The organism is Halomonas pelophila (assembly GCF_040196315.1).
In the GTDB taxonomy this organism is placed as follows: domain Bacteria; phylum Pseudomonadota; class Gammaproteobacteria; order Pseudomonadales; family Halomonadaceae; genus Halomonas; species Halomonas pelophila.
In genome coordinates this window covers 299,821-313,593 of record NZ_JBEGCI010000003.1, presented here as the reverse complement: position 1 = coordinate 313,593, position 13,773 = coordinate 299,821, and the positions used below count along the sequence as shown (strand labels likewise).

Genomic DNA, 13,773 nt, shown 5'->3' with positions numbered 1-13,773 from the left:
CGTCGAGGCATCCACCCCGCCGGGAGATCCGCCCATGACGCGCCACGCCACCGCCGACGCCCCGAAGACGACGGAGGGCATGGGGCTCTTCGAGCGCCTGCTCTCCCTGTGGGTGGCGCTGGCCATCGTCGCCGGCGTGCTGCTCGGGCAGTTTGCCCCGGTGATTCCGGAGACCCTGTCGCGCTTCGAGGTGGCCCAGGTGTCGATCCCGGTGGCGATACTGATCTGGGCGATGATCTTCCCGATGATGGCCCAGATCGACTTCAGCGCGGTACTCGGGGTGCACCGGCAGCCGAAGGGGCTTGTCATCACCACCACGGTGAACTGGCTGATCAAGCCCTTCACGATGTTCGCCATCGCCTGGTTCTTCCTGATGGTGGTCTTCCGGCCCTGGCTGCCCGAGGCCGTGGCCAGCCAGTACCTGGCCGGCGCCATCCTGCTGGGCGCCGCGCCCTGCACCGCCATGGTGTTCGTGTGGAGCACCCTGACCCGCGGCGACGCCGCCTACACCCTGGTACAGGTGTCGCTCAACGACCTGATCATGCTGTTCGCCTTCGCGCCCATCGTGGTGCTGCTGCTCGGGGTCTCGAACATCCAGGTCCCCTGGGACACGGTGGCGCTCTCGGTGGTGCTGTATATCGTCATTCCCCTGACCGCCGGCGTGCTGACGAGGCGCACCCTGATCGCCCGTCGTGGCCAGGCGTGGTACGACAGCGTCTTCATGACGCGGGTGAGCCCGATCACGCCGATCGGCCTGATCATCACCCTGGTGCTGCTGTTCGCCTTCCAGGGCGAGATCATCCTGAAGGCGCCGCTGCACATCGTGATGATCGCCATCCCGCTGATCCTGCAGACCTTCCTGATCTTCTTCCTCGCCTACGGCTGGGCGAAGGCCTGGCGGGTGCCCCACTGCGTGGCCGCGCCCGGGGCGATGATCGGCGCCAGCAACTTCTTCGAGTTGGCGGTGGCCGCCGCCATCGCGCTGTTCGGCCTGCAGTCGGGCGCGGCGCTGGCCACGGTGGTCGGCGTGCTGGTGGAGGTGCCGGTGATGCTCGCCCTGGTGCGCATCGCCAACGCCACCCGAGATCGCTTCCCGACGGGACCAGCCTGAGGACGCGGCCCGAGGTGACGGTTCCGGGGGATCAGCAGAGTGCGGCGCGACGCTCCGGCCGGTTACCCATCGCGGCGAGGCGAGCGCGCAGCGCCGCGAGACGAGACGCCTGACCCTGGGCGGCCGCCTCCAGGGTGGCCATCACCCAGCCCGGCAGGCTAGCCTCCAGCCCGTAGTAGACCCACTGACCCTCGCGGCGATCGTCGAGCAGGCCGCACTGGCGCAGCTGCGCCAGGTGCCGCGACACCTTGGGCTGCGAGACCTCCAGGGCATGGGTCATCTCGCAGACGCAGAGCTCCTGCTCACGCAGCACGAGCAGCACCAGCATCAGGCGAGTCTCATCTCCCAGGCACTTGAAGACACGAACCGGGTCCAGCGACATCGAGGTTTTCCTCCAGGGAGTATCGACATGATTCTACGCGACGAGGGCCGGCGCGCGCAGCACGGCGCACGGCACGCCAGCCCGCCGCGCCTTGGCGGGCGCCACGCGACGAATCGGCCAACGACGCCTACGCTGCGCGCATGAGCCCTTTCCTGCACCGCCACCCGCTCGCCGTCATCGTGCTGGCCCAGCTCTGCGGCACCTCGCTGTGGTTCTCCGTCAACGGGGTGGGATTGTCACTGTCCCGCGACCTGGGCTTCACCGAGGCCGACCTCGGCCGGCTGACGCTCACCGTCCAGGCCGGCTTCATTCTCGGCACCTTGAGCATCGCCGCCAGCGGCCTGGCCGACCGCTTCCGGGCCAGTCGCATCTTTGCCGTCTCCTGCCTGCTCGGCGCGGTGGTCAACGCGGGCTTCGTGCTGGCCGCCGAGCACCCCGTCGCCGGCCTGCTGCTGCGCTTCGCCACTGGGCTGTGCCTGGCCGGCATCTATCCCCTGGGCATGAAGCTCGTCATCGGCTGGACGCCCACCCACAAGGGCGCGGCGCTGGCCTGGCTGGTCGGCATGCTCACCCTGGGAACCGCCCTGCCCCACCTGCTGCGCGGCTCGACCCTGGGCCTGGCCTGGGAGTGGACGCTGCTCGGCGCCTCGCTGCTGGCGCTGGCGGGCGGGGCGTTCATCCAGCTGCTCGGCGACGGCCCGCACCTGCCCCCGCCGGCCGGCCCCACCCGGCTGCGGGAGGGGCTGACGGGCCTGTGGGCACCACGTTTCCGGGCCGTGGCCGGCGGCTACTTCGGCCATATCTGGGAGCTCTACGCGCTGTGGATGCTGACGCCCTTTCTGGTGGCTCGCGAGCTCGGGCGGCTGGAGGCCCCGATGGACCTGGTGCCCTGGCTGTCGTTCGGCGTCATCGCCCTGGGGCTCGTGGGCTGCGTGGGGGGCGGCGAGCTGAGCCGGCGGCTGGGCAGCCTGTGGGTGGCACGGCGCGCCCTGGCCACCTCGGGGCTGACCTGCCTGGCCTACCCGCTGATGTATTGGGCGCCGCCGGGGCTGCTGCTGGTGCTGCTCGCCGTCTGGGGCCTCACGGTGATCGCCGATTCGCCACAGTTCTCGGCGCTGGCCGCCGCCACGGCCCCTCACGCTCGGGTCGGCTCGACGCTCGCGGTGATGAACGCCGTGGGCTTCGCCCTGACCATCCCGGCGATCTCGCTCACCTCGAGCCTGTGGGCCGCCCAGGGGACCTGGGTGCTGTTATGGCTGCTGCCGGGACCGGTGTTGGGGCTATGGGCATTGCGGCGTCTCGATTGACCGAAACGCCGCCGTGACCGCGCCGGGAGATCCTTGCTGCCTGCAGCAGGACGCCGAGCAGCATGCCGAGCATCGGGAAACGGGACTAGTCATCGCTGAGCCCGGCGGCCCGTAGCCGCTCATGGAGACGCTGGTTCTCCTCGATCAGGTCGGCCGCCAGGGCGGCGAGCTCGGGTGCGGCCTCGAAGTCACGTTCCAGCTGACGCAGCCGCCGGGCCCGGGTCAGGTCACGACTGGTGAAGCGCCAGCTCGCCACATAGGGCGAACCATCGGCCAGCAGGCCGCTCTCGATGCGTTCGACGACCCATTCGGCCTCGACCGAACAGGCGCGAGCCAGTTCCTCGAGGGTCAGGGTCGCCTCGTCGATCAGTTCGCCGCTGGCGATACGCCGCTGTGCCATGACCTAGCCTCCCCTCCCTTGGCGCGGATCGAAAGCGAGCTCCTGCGCCATGGTCTCGTAGAGTTCCCTCGCCCTGTCGGTATCGGCCGGGGGCAGCACCACCTCGAGCTCGACATAGAGATCGCCCGGCTCCGGTCCCGGAATACCGCGACCCTTCAGGCGCAAGCGGCGCCCGGACTGGGAGCCGGCGGGCACCTTCACCTTGACCACCCCCGAGGGAGTGGGTGTCTGGATGCTGGCCCCCAGGGCGGCCTCCCAGGGCGTGACCGGCACGCGTTGATGCACGTCCCGCCCTTCGACGCGATAACGCGGATCCGAGGTGAAGTGGATCTCCAGAAACAGGTCACCCGGCGGCCCCCCTCCTAGGCCGGGGCCACCCTGGCCGGAGAGACGGATGTGCTGGCCTGCCTTCACCCCCTGGGGGATGCGCACGTTGAGCGTGTGCTCTCGGGACAGGACGCGCCCCTGGGCGTCGACCCGAGGCACCTGCAGGGTGATCGCCCGGGTCGCGCCGTGGTAGGCATCCTCGAGGTCGATGACCACCTTGGCATGACGATCCTCGCCACGCATCTGATAGCCGCGCCTCCCTCGCCCTGCCCGGCCGCCCTGGCCGAACAGGTTGGCGAAGAAGTCACTGAACTCGCCCAGGTCGGCCTCCTCGAAGCCTCCCCCCCTGAACTCGAAACCGGCATCCCAGTCCGGTGGCGGCTGGAAATCCTGGCCCGATCGATACTGCTCGGCCAGCTGGTCATAGGCGAGACGCTTCTCGGGATCGGCAAGCACCGCCTTGGCCTCGTTGATTTCCTGCATGCGCAGTTCGGCTTCCGGCTCCTTGCTGACATCGGGGTGAAACTTGCGCGCCAGCTTGCGATACGCCTTCTTGATCTCCTCGGCCGTCGCGGTCTTCTCTACCCCGAGGACCTGGTAGTAATCCTTGAATTCCACGTCAAAGGACTCCGGCAAAAGGCCCGTCCATCCAGGCAGGACGACCAGGGCGTCACTCCTGAAACGACATCGGCGATTGATTCCAGCCTAGTCGAAGATGGCCGGAGAACGATGCCGGACGCCGCTTCACTCGGCACCGAACGCCCTGCCTGAGCAGGTGCCATCAGCGGGCGACGGCCTCCCGCGGCAGTGCCAGGGCCATCAGCGCGCTTGACGCCAGCAGGGCCGCCGAGACCCACAGGCAGGCCGCGAGCCCCTGGATCTGGTAGAGCCAGCCGGAGAGCAGGGTCCCGGCGAGGCGCCCCATGGCGTTGGCCATGTAGTAGAAGCCGACGTCCATGGAGACGCCATCGGCCCGCGCATAGTGGACGATCAGGTAGCTGTGCCAGCTGGAGTTGATGGCGAAGAGCACCCCGAAGGCCAGCAGCCCCGCCACCAGCCAGCCGACCTCGGCCAGCGGCAACAGCGCCAGCGACGCCGCCAGGCCGGCAAGGGCCAGGGCCCAGGCCACGGTGACGCTTCGCGGCCCGCCGCTGACCAGGCCAGTGAGACGCGGCGCCTGGGTCTGCACGCCGCCGTAGCCAATGACCCATACGGCCAGCAGCGCTCCCACCGTCCAGTGGCTCCAGCCGTGCTGGTCATAGAGGAACACCGGCAGCGCCACCACGAACCAGACGTCTCGCGCGGCGAAGAGAAAGAGCCGGGCCGCCGCGAGCACGTTGATCGCTCGTGAGGTTGAGAACACCTCGGTGAACTTCGGCTTGCGCCTCTGGCGCCCCAGATCGGCGCGCAGCCGGCAAAGCGAGAGTGCCAGCACCGCCACGAGCAATAGCGCCATGGCGATCACCGTCCCGCGGAAGCCGACCAGGGTCAGCCCCAGCCCGCCGAGGAAGAAGCCGGCCCCCTTGAGGGCGTTCTTGGAGCCGGTGAGCAGCGCCACCCAGCGATAGAGCGCGCTGCCGGAGCCGGGACTGTCCCTGGGCACCAACACCTTCACCGCGCTCTTGGCGCTCATCTTGTTGAGGTCCTTGGCGATGCCCGAGAGCGCCTGGGCGGCCATCACCCAGGGCACCGTCAGCGAGGGCGAGGGCACCATCAGCATGGCCAGCGCCACGATCTGCAGGGCGAGCCCGGCGTTCATGGTGCGGTTGAGCCCTAGGCGCGCGCCCAGCCAGCCGCCCACCAGGTTGGTGACCACGCCGAAGACCTCGTAGAAGAGGAACAGCAGCGCCACCTCCAGCGGCGAATAGCCCAGCTGGTGGAAGTGCAGCACCACCAGCATGCGCAGGGCGCCGTCGGTGAGCGTGAATACCCAGTAGTTGGCGGTGATCAGCAGGTACTGGCGCACCTCGAAGGGCAGCGTTTTCAGGCGCTCGGCGAGCGAGCTCATCTCAACCACGGCCCACCTGCTCGCCTCCCACCGGCTCACTCCCCACTTTCAGGGCCAGCTCGACGGTGCGGTTGGCATAGCCCCACTCGTTGTCGTACCAGGCGTATAGCTTCAGCTGGGTTCCGCCGACCACCAGGGTCGAGGGGGCGTCGACGATCGCACTGCGTGGGTCGGTGCGATAGTCGATGGAAACCAGCGGGCGCTCCTCGAAGCCGAGGATACCGGCCAGCTCGCCGTCGGCCGCGGCCCGGAGCGCCGCGTTGACCTCCTCCGCCGTCACCTCGCGCGCGAGCTCGAAGACCACGTCGGTGAGCGAGGCGTTGGCCAGCGGCACGCGGATGGCGTGGCCGTTCAGCTTGCCCTCGAGTTCCGGGAAGATCGCGCTGATCGCCTTGGCCGAACCGGTGGTGGTCGGGATCAGGCTCATGCCGCAGGCCCGCGAACGGCGCAGATCGGGGCTTTCCGGCGAGCTCGGGGCGTCGAGGATGACCTGGGTATTGGTGATGTCGTGCACCGTGGTCATCGAGCCGTGGCGAATGCCGAAGGCCTCATGGATCACCTTGACCACCGGCGCCAGGCAGTTGGTGGTGCAGCTCGCCGCGGTGACGATGCGATGCACCTCGGGATCATAGCGATCGTCGTTGACGCCCATCACCACGTTGAGCACGCCCTCCTCCTTCACCGGCGCGCTGACCACCACCCGCTCGACGCCCCGGTCGAGGTAGGGCTGCAGCGACGCGCGGCTCTTCATCTTGCCGGAGCACTCGATGGCCACCTGGCAGGCGGACCAGTCGGCGGCGGCGAGGGTATCGTGGCGGCTGAAGGCGATGCGGCGATCGTCGATCACCAGTGCGTCGTCCTCGGCCCGTATGCCCTTCCCCGGCGACCAGCGTCCGTGGACCGAGTCGAATTCGAGCAGGTGGGCGAAGGTGGCGGCGTCGCCGCCCGGGTCGTTGACGCGCACGAGCTCGGCCTCCCCGGCCGCAATGCGCGGCCAGAGGCTACGCAGGACGAGGCGGCCGATGCGACCGAAGCCGTTGATGCCGATGCGAAGGGTCATGGTGTCTCCTGATGGGGCCGGACGGGGAAATATGCGGGATTCCATATATATCGACGGCGAATGTCAATTCCGTGACAGCGATCCTCGCCCCCGCGATCAGGGGGCGATGAACGGTCCCGCCAGAGCCAGCAGCCCTACCACCGCCCAGGCGGGCAGCCGCCAGCGCACCAGCAGCAAGAAGCCGGCCAGCGCCAGCGCGAACGGCTCGGGCCCGAGGATGACGCTGGTCCAGACCGGATCGTAGAGCGCCATGCCCAGGATGCCCACCACGGCGGCATTGGCCCCGCGCATCGCCGACCGGGCGGCGTCCCAATGGCGCAGCCGGTTCCAGAACGGCATCACCGCCACCACCAGCAGCAGCCCCGGCACGAAGATGGCCACCAGCGCCAGGGCGGCGCCAAGGAGCCCGCCCGGCCCGATGGCGAGCAGGCTGCCGAGGTAGGCCGTCAGCGTGAACAGCGGGCCGGGCACCGCCTGGGCGGCGCCGTAGCCGGCCAGGAAGGTCTCCGGCGAGACCCAGCCAGGCGGCACCAGCTCGGCCTCTAGCAGTGGCAGCACCACGTGCCCACCGCCGAACACCAGGGCCCCTGCGCGATAGAAGGCGTCCAGCAGATCGAGGGTCGGCGAGGCGCTGGCAAGGGCCAGCAGCGGCAGCCCGACCAGCAGCGCAAGGAAGGCCGCCAGGGCGAGGCCGCCGGCCCGATGGGACACCGGCAGTGACAGCACCGCGCGAGGGGCTACCTCGTCGCTCGCGTGACACAGCATCAGGCCGGCCAGGGCGCCCATCAGGATCGCCGCCAGCTGGCCGAGGTGTCCCCCGACCAGCACCAGGGTGAAGACCGCCGCCAGCGCGATACCGGCACGACGCCGGTCCGGACAGAGGCTCTTCGCCATGCCCCACACGGCCTGGGCAACGATCGCCACCGCCGCCACCTTGAGGCCATGCACCAGCCCCGACGCCACGGGCCCCTCGGAGAGGCTCGCGCCCCAGGCGAAGGCCACCAGCGCCAGCGCCGACGGGAGGGTGAAGGCGATCCAGGCCAGGGCCGCGCCCCAGGGGCCGGCGCGCAGCAGCCCCAGGGCGAAGCCCACCTGGCTGCTGGCCGGCCCGGGCAGGAACTGGCAGAGCGCCACCAGGTCGGCGTAGTCCGCCTCCGCGAGCCAGCGCCGTCGCGTCACGAACTCGTGGCGGAAATAGCCCAGGTGCGCCACCGGGCCGCCGAAGGAGGTCAGGCCCAGCAGCAGGAAGGCCCACAAGACCTCCCCCGGGCGCCCCGCCCGGCGGGCCCCGCTTTCGCAAGCCGCCGCCGGCGTGTCGAGCCGATCACCCACGCCTAGCCGTAGCGGCCGGTGATGTAGTCCTCGGTCTTCTTGGTGTGGGGGTTGGAGAACATCGTCTTGGTATCGTTGTACTCGATGATCTCACCGAGGTGGAAGAAAGCCGTGTAGTCGGCGACCCGCGCGGCCTGCTGCATGTTGTGGGTCACGGTGATGATGGTGAACTGCTGCTTGAGCTTGTCCATCAGGTCCTCGATGGTCGCCGTGGAGATCGGGTCGAGGGCCGAGGTCGGCTCGTCCATCAGGATCACGTCGGGCTGCACGGCGATCGCCCGGGCGATGCACAGGCGCTGCTGCTGGCCGCCGGAGAGCGAGGTGCCCGGCTGGTGCAGCTTGTCCTTGACCTCCTCCCAGAGGCCGGCGTCGCGCAGGGCCCGCTCGACCAGCTCATCCTGGTCCGACTTGCGGCCCACCAGGTCGTGCATGCGCGGCGCGTAGGCGACATTCTCGTAGATCGACTTGGGGAAGGGGTTGGGCTTCTGGAAGACCATCCCCACCCGGCGGCGCAGGGCCACCTCGTCCATCTTGACCGCGTTGACGTCGCGACCGTCCATCTCCACCAGCCCCTCGATGCGCACGTTGGGGATCAGGTCGTTCATGCGGTTGAGGCAGCGCAGGAAGGTCGACTTGCCGCAGCCCGAGGGGCCGATCAGCGCCGTGACGTTCTTCTGGAAGACATCGATGTCGATGCCCTTCAGCGCCTGGCTCTGGCCGTACCAGAGGTTGAGGTCGCGCACGCGGATGGAGAGCTCGTGATGGGCATCGTCGTTGCGCGTCACCGGCTGACCGCGTTGCTGCTCCCTATTCTGCTGTTCCGGGCCGTCCTGGCCGGACCTGTGTTGAGCTGACATCGGCGCACTACTCCGCTCGGCAACTTGCATGTTCATCTGAGGATATCCTGTGTCGTGTCGATGGCTACCAGCGACGCTCGAATTTCTTGCGCAGCACCACCGCCGTGGCGTTCAGGGTGATGAGCACGGTCAGCAGCACGAGGATGCCGCCGGAGGTCTTCTCGATGAAGGCCCGATCGGGCTCGCCCGCCCAGGTGAAGATCTGCGCCGGCAGCACCGTGGCCGCCTCGGTGAAGGAGGTGGTGACGTCGGGGATGAAGGCCACCATGCCGACGATGATCAGCGGCGCGGTCTCGCCCATGGCCTGGGCCAGACCGATGATCGAGCCGGTCATGATCCCCGGCAGCGCCAGCGGCAGCACGTGGTCACGCACCACCTGCCAGCGCGAGCAGCCCACCCCGAAGGCGGCGTGGCGGATCGACTCCGGCACGCTGCGCAGCGCCGTGCGGGTGGCGATGATGATCACCGGCAGGGTCATCAGCGCCAGCGTCAGGCCGCCGACCAGCGGCGAGGAGCGCGGCACGCCGAAGAAGTTGATGAAGATCGCCAGGCCCAGCAGGCCGAAGAGGATCGAGGGAATCGCCGCCAGGTTGTTGATGTTGATCTCGATGGCCTGGGTGAAGCGGTTGTCCGGCGCGAACTCCTCCAGGTAGACGGCGGTCATCACGCCGATCGGGAAGGCCACCGCCAGGGTCACCAGCAGGGTCAGCAGCGTGCCCATGGCCGCCGAGGCGATGCCGGTCAGCTCGGGCATCTTGGAGTCGCCGCTGGTAAAGAAGGTGGTGTTGAAGCGCAGCTCGGCGCGCCCCTGCTCCACCAGGCGGTCGACCACGGCCTGCTCGCCGGCCTTGAGCTTGCTGTGATGGCCCTTGAGGTACTGATCCACCTGGCCGTCGGCGAGCACCCACTCCTGACGGGTGGTGCCCAGCAGCTCGGGGTCGTCTTCCATGCGCCCGGGGATCAGGCGCAGGTAGCCGCGGCTGACCAGTGAGCGAACGTCCTCGTTCACGGCGGCCAGGGGGAGCTGGCTGGCCTGTTCGCTGTAGTCGACCTGGACCTGGATCTGGGCCTGCTTGAACGCCGGCAGGCCCTTGACCAGCATGTCGGCGAAGAACAGCACCAGGAACAGGCCGGCCAGCCCCAGGGCGCCCATGGAGATCCACTTCAGGCGCGCCGACTTGCGGTGGCGGCGCTTGAGCTGGGCGCTGATGTCGTCGAAGGATTGACTCATCGGAACGTGTCCTCGGCGTTACAGGTTGTTGACCCGATACTTCTCGCGGAAACGGCGAATCATGATCACCGAGACCAGGTTCAGGCTCAGGGTCACCACGAAGAGCACCAGGCCCAGCGCGAAGGCGGAGAGGGTCTCGGCGCTGGCGAACTCCTGGTCGCCGGTCAGGGCGGCCACGATGCGCACCGTCACGGTGGTCATGTCTTCGAGCGGGTTGGCGGTAAGGTTGGGCCGCATGCCGGCGGCCATCACCACGATCATGGTCTCGCCCAGCGCCCGGGAGACCGCCAGCAGCGAGGCGGAGATGATCCCCGGCAGGGCCGCCGGGATCACTACGTCGCGGATGGTCTCGCCCTTGGTCATACCCAGCGCCAACGAGCCCTGACGCATGCTGTCGGGCACCGAGGAGATCACGTCGTCGGAGAGCGACGAGATGAACGGGATGATCATGATGCCCATCACGATGCCGGGCGCCAGCGCGTTGTTGAAGGAGGCCTCGAACCCGAAGAAGCCGGCCACGCTGACGATGATCGGCGCCACGGTGATGGCGGCGAAGAAGCCATAGACCACGGTGGGGATGCCGGCCAGCACCTCGAGCACCGGCTTGGCCACGGTGCGCACGCGGGAGGGGGCGAACTCGGCCATGTAGATGGCCGCGAGCAGGCCGATGGGAATCGCCACCAGCATCGCCACGGCGGTGATCATGAAGGTGCCGGCGAATAGCGGCACCGAGCCGAACTGGGCGGCGCTGGCACCCTCCTCGGCGCGACCGGCGGCCTCGAGGAAGCTGGCACCCGGGTTCCAGGTAGTGCCGGTGATGAAGTCCCAGAAGTTCTGCATCTGGAAGAAGCGCAAGGCCTCGCCGATGATCGACACCAGGATGCCCAGGGTGGTGAAGATGGAGATCAGCGCGGCGCCGGCCAGCACGAAGCGGATCACCCGCTCGATGGCCTGGCGGGCATGGAAGTCGGGGCGCACCATCAGCATGCCGATGGCGAGCCCGAGGCAGGCTACGACGAGGCTGCCGGCCAGCAGGTAGAGGGTGGGGATCTCGGCCCCCAGCAGCAGCAGCGCGAAGCCGCCCACGGCACTCACCAGCAGCGCCGGACCGGCCGTCGTCAGCACGGTGAACCAGGCGTACTGGTCGGGCTGGGCGAACATGGCCGTGCCGCCGGCCCGCACCCGGGTCGCCTTGGCACGCCCCAGGAAGAAGGCTACCAGACCCAGCAGCAGCAGGGCGCCGCCGAACATGGCGAGTATCTGGTTGGTCTGCATAGGAGTCTCTCGGAGGAGTTGATTCGCGGACGGGGCGGGAGCGGCCCGTTCCGTCGAAACGTGAGCCGGCCGACAGCCCTTGAGCTGCCGGCCGGGTGAAGCGGAAAGAGCCGGCGTTACTTCAGATCGGCCAGTTCGAGGCTCTCACGGTTCTCGACCGCCTGACGTGCCTGCTCGCGGACGTCCTGGGGTGCCGGCACCAGGCCGATGCCCTTGAGGTAGCCCAGGTCACCGATCATCGTCTCGCTCATGAACAGATCCGCGTAGGCGTTCATGGCCGGCACCTCGTCGGCGTGCTGATTCTTGACGTAGAAGAACATCGAGCGCGACACCGGGTACTCGCCGCTGCCGATGGCATCCGGGGTCGGGGCGACGCCGTCGACGCTGGAGCCGATCAGGGTGTCGGCGTTCTCCTCGAGGAAGGAGTAGCCGAAGATACCGAAGGCCTCGGTGTTCTCGGCCAGGCGCTGGACGATCAGGTTGTCGTTCTCGCCCGCATCGATGAAGGCGCCGTCGGTGCGGATATCGGTGTAGCCCTCGCCGCCGTAGGCGTCCATTTCCTCGGAGGCGGCTTCCATCACCAGCTCCGCAAAGGCGTCGCGGGTGCCGGAGGTGGTGGGCGGGCCGTAGACGGCGATCTCGCGCGCCGGCAGGGCGTCGTCGATCTCGCTCCACTGGGTGTAGGGGTTGTCGACCAGCTCGCCATCGACCGGCACCTTGGCGGCGAGTGCCAGGAAGATCTGCTCGCGGGTGACGTCCATCGCCTCGTTGGCGTTGGACTGGGCGAAGGCGATGCCGTCGTAGCCGATGAAGGCCTCGGTGATGTCGGTGACACCATTTTCCTGGCAGCGCTCGAACTCGGAGGGCTTCATGCGACGCGAGGCGTTGGTGATGTCCGGCGTATCGTCACCCACGCCGTTGCAGAACAGGCGCAGACCGCCACCGGAACCGGTGGACTCGATGACCGGGGTCGGATACTCGGTGGTGGCGCCGAACTCCTCGGCCACGTAGCTGGCGAACGGGTAGACGGTGCTGGAGCCGACGATACGAGCCTGCTCGCGAGCCTGGGCGACACCGGCCACGCCGATCACGGCGGCGGCGATGGCGGTAGTCTTGAGGATGCGGTTCATGGAGCGATCTCCTGTCGAGAAAGGGATTCAACCTTCGCGACACACACGATGCCCCAGGAAAGTGACAGCTTCATGACAACCGGTGGCGACGACATCACCGCCGCCTTGCCTCCCCGGCGGTCGCCGTCAGGTGGCGGGGGTGACCTCCCGGCCGGCGGCGCGCCCCACCAGCCCCCGCAGGGCCACGTTGCCGGCCAGCGAGACCGCCAGCATGGTCAGCACCATGGGCCAGGCGCTGTCGATCTCGAAACCGCTCACCACCACCCCGGCGAGCGCCCCGCAGGTGAACTGGATGCTGCCGAGCAGCGCCGTGGCGGTCGCGCTCATGTGGCTGAAGTGCTCGAGCAGCGAGGCGATGGCGTTGGGCGTGATCAGGCCGACCATGCCCATGAACAGCATGATCAGTGGCACCACGGTGACAAGCGAGTCCTGCCCGGAGGCCACCAGCAGGGTCAGGCAGAACGCCACGCCGAGCTGCGCGCCGAGGCCGAGACGCATGTTCTGCTGGGGAGTCCGGCGGCGCAGCAGGCGGATGTTCACGCGGTTCGACGCCGCCATGACCACCACATTGGCACCGAAGACCACCGGGTAGATCGCCGGCGACACCCCGTAGTGGGTGATGTAGAGAAACGGCGAGGCGGTGATGAAGGCGAACATGCCGGCGAAGGTCGCGGCCACGGCGAGCACATAGCCCATGCCTTCGCGGTGGCGCAGCACGCTGGCGTAGTTGCGCAGCACCTGTCGCGGCGAGGCCGTGGGGGCGTCCGGCGCTCGGGTCTCGGGCAGCTTGGTGCCCATCAGCCAGAGCAGGAAGGCCGCATAGACCGCCAGGAAGACGAAGATCAGCCACCAGTCGGCGAGATAGAGCAGCCCGCTGCCCACGGCCGGGGCCGCCAGCGGCGCCAGCATCATGATCATCGCCATGGTCGACATCACCTTGGCGGCCTCACGGCCCTGGAAGCAGTCGCGCACGATGGCCGCGGAGTTGACCACGCAGGCCCCACCGCCCAGCGCCTGCACCAGGCGCCAGGCGAGCAGCTCGCCGAGGCTGCCTACCGTGGTCAGCATCAGGCTCGCCAGCAGGAAGATCACCAGGCCGCTGAGCAGCACCGGCTTGCGGCCCAGCCGGTCGGAGAGCGGGCCACCCGTGAGCTGGCCGAGGGCGAAGCCGGCCAGGAAGGTGCTGATCGACAGCTCGGTATGGTGAATGCTCGCGCCCACGGCCTCGGCCAGGGCCGGCATGGCGGGCAGATAGGCATCGATGGCGAAGGGAGCCAGGGCGGTGTTGGCGGCGACCAGCAGGGCCACGCGTCGGGAATTCAGGGTCAACAAGGCGCCTCCCACAGGGCTCTT

Annotated in this window: 13 protein-coding genes; 2 read left to right on the top strand and 11 right to left on the bottom strand. The window is 68.7% G+C overall.

Going from position 1 to position 13,773, the window contains the following annotated elements; all coding sequences use genetic code 11:
- The first annotated feature begins 34 nt into the window (after nucleotides 1–34).
- Nucleotides 35–1,111 carry an ACR3 family arsenite efflux transporter gene (gene arsB, locus ABE957_RS04900; RefSeq protein ID WP_349757555.1) on the top strand — a complete coding sequence of 359 codons (1,077 nt, stop codon included), beginning with the start codon at nucleotides 35–37 and terminating at the stop codon, nucleotides 1,109–1,111.
- A gap of 31 nt (nucleotides 1,112–1,142) precedes the next feature.
- On the opposite strand, the gene ABE957_RS04895 is transcribed toward arsB, so the two are convergent.
- A complete protein-coding gene (locus tag ABE957_RS04895) occupies nucleotides 1,143–1,493 on the bottom strand; it encodes a metalloregulator ArsR/SmtB family transcription factor (protein WP_349757554.1) in 351 nt (116 codons plus the stop codon).
- 140 nt (nucleotides 1,494–1,633) lie between these two features.
- Between ABE957_RS04895 and ABE957_RS04890 the strand changes: the two genes are divergently transcribed.
- Nucleotides 1,634–2,800: an MFS transporter gene (locus tag ABE957_RS04890; protein WP_349757553.1), complete on the top strand. Its 1,167-nt coding sequence runs from the start codon at nucleotides 1,634–1,636 to the stop codon at nucleotides 2,798–2,800.
- Between the two features lie 85 nt (nucleotides 2,801–2,885).
- On the opposite strand, the gene ABE957_RS04885 is transcribed toward ABE957_RS04890, so the two are convergent.
- From ABE957_RS04885 to ABE957_RS04840, 10 genes are all read right to left on the bottom strand, one after another.
- Nucleotides 2,886–3,200 carry a chaperone modulator CbpM gene (locus tag ABE957_RS04885; RefSeq protein WP_349757552.1) on the bottom strand — a complete coding sequence of 105 codons (315 nt, stop codon included), beginning with the start codon at nucleotides 3,198–3,200 and terminating at the stop codon, nucleotides 2,886–2,888.
- Nucleotides 3,201–3,203: 3 nt separating this feature from the next.
- The gene (locus ABE957_RS04880) at nucleotides 3,204–4,145 is read right to left on the bottom strand and encodes a DnaJ C-terminal domain-containing protein (protein WP_349757551.1); all 942 of its coding nucleotides are present in this window, start codon (nucleotides 4,143–4,145) and stop codon (nucleotides 3,204–3,206) included.
- 163 nt (nucleotides 4,146–4,308) lie between these two features.
- Nucleotides 4,309–5,535, bottom strand: a complete 1,227-nt coding sequence (gene arsJ / locus ABE957_RS04875) for an organoarsenical effux MFS transporter ArsJ (protein ID WP_349757578.1) — start codon at nucleotides 5,533–5,535, stop codon at nucleotides 4,309–4,311.
- A 1-nt stretch (nucleotide 5,536) separates the two neighbouring features.
- A complete protein-coding gene (locus tag ABE957_RS04870; RefSeq protein ID WP_349757550.1) occupies nucleotides 5,537–6,595 on the bottom strand; it encodes an ArsJ-associated glyceraldehyde-3-phosphate dehydrogenase in 1,059 nt (352 codons plus the stop codon).
- Between the two features lie 96 nt (nucleotides 6,596–6,691).
- Nucleotides 6,692–7,852 (bottom strand): chromate efflux transporter, encoded by a 1,161-nt coding sequence (chrA, locus tag ABE957_RS04865; protein ID WP_349757549.1) that lies wholly within the window; start codon nucleotides 7,850–7,852, stop codon nucleotides 6,692–6,694.
- A gap of 77 nt (nucleotides 7,853–7,929) precedes the next feature.
- A complete protein-coding gene (gene pstB / locus ABE957_RS04860) occupies nucleotides 7,930–8,784 on the bottom strand; it encodes a phosphate ABC transporter ATP-binding protein PstB (RefSeq protein ID WP_432765398.1) in 855 nt (284 codons plus the stop codon).
- Between the two features lie 64 nt (nucleotides 8,785–8,848).
- On the bottom strand, nucleotides 8,849–10,015 hold the full coding sequence (pstA, locus tag ABE957_RS04855; protein ID WP_349757548.1) for a phosphate ABC transporter permease PstA: 1,167 nt from the start codon (nucleotides 10,013–10,015) through the stop codon (nucleotides 8,849–8,851).
- A gap of 18 nt (nucleotides 10,016–10,033) precedes the next feature.
- Entirely contained in the window at nucleotides 10,034–11,290 is a 1,257-nt protein-coding gene (gene pstC / locus ABE957_RS04850) for a phosphate ABC transporter permease subunit PstC (protein ID WP_349757547.1), read from the bottom strand.
- Nucleotides 11,291–11,406: 116 nt separating this feature from the next.
- On the bottom strand, nucleotides 11,407–12,420 hold the full coding sequence (locus ABE957_RS04845) for a substrate-binding domain-containing protein (protein ID WP_349757546.1): 1,014 nt from the start codon (nucleotides 12,418–12,420) through the stop codon (nucleotides 11,407–11,409).
- Nucleotides 12,421–12,546: 126 nt separating this feature from the next.
- Nucleotides 12,547–13,749 carry a multidrug effflux MFS transporter gene (locus ABE957_RS04840; RefSeq protein ID WP_349757545.1) on the bottom strand — a complete coding sequence of 401 codons (1,203 nt, stop codon included), beginning with the start codon at nucleotides 13,747–13,749 and terminating at the stop codon, nucleotides 12,547–12,549.
- Nucleotides 13,750–13,773: the final 24 nt, after the last annotated feature.